The organism is Oleiphilus sp. HI0123 (genome assembly GCF_001635315.1).
Genome location: NZ_LWGE01000284.1, coordinates 1 through 560 on the forward strand (window position 1 = coordinate 1; position 560 = coordinate 560).

1 protein-coding gene is annotated in these 560 nt (G+C 42.9%); it reads left to right on the top strand.

What is annotated here, in order from left to right:
- Nucleotides 1-213: 213 nt before the first annotated feature.
- Nucleotides 214-560: nitrilase-related carbon-nitrogen hydrolase (locus A3761_RS02760; RefSeq protein WP_156491537.1), on the top strand; the 347-nt coding region annotated here is incomplete at its 3' end.

A 560-nucleotide genomic window follows, 5' to 3' on the forward strand; every position in this document is an offset into this window, starting at 1 on the left:
CTTTAACTACTTCCCGATACGATATTACGGGTACGTGGCAAAAGCCTATAGTGGAATTAAAAGAGGCGGTAAACGCGAGCAAGAAAAAACGTAAGACGACTCAAACGCCTCAGCGAGTAACGCCACCAATAGAAGAGAGTGATGCGGGTGCAGAAAGCAATTTGGCACCGAATTAAAATACTACGACATCAATCAATTATATAAGGTAACGCCGTGGTTCGAGTTGCATGCATTCAAACGGTCAGTACTGATGAGCCAGAAGAAAATTTCAAGCTGGCGATGGAGGTACTCGAGCGTGAATTTTCTGGTTCTGATTGTGAGCTAGTTGTTTTCCCTGAAAACTTTCTTTATTTCGGCAGCGCACTAAATTCCCAGCTTCAGGAAAAGTTCGAAGGATATTTGGAAGCCTTTCGTCAATTTGCCAAAAATAATTCTATCAACCTGGTTTTGGGTAGTTTGCCGTTCCCCGCTTCGCTCTCACTTAGTTCACAAGGGAAGCAACGATATTTTAGTCGTAGTCTTCTGATTAATATCTCAGGTGAAGTACAGGCCTACTATGA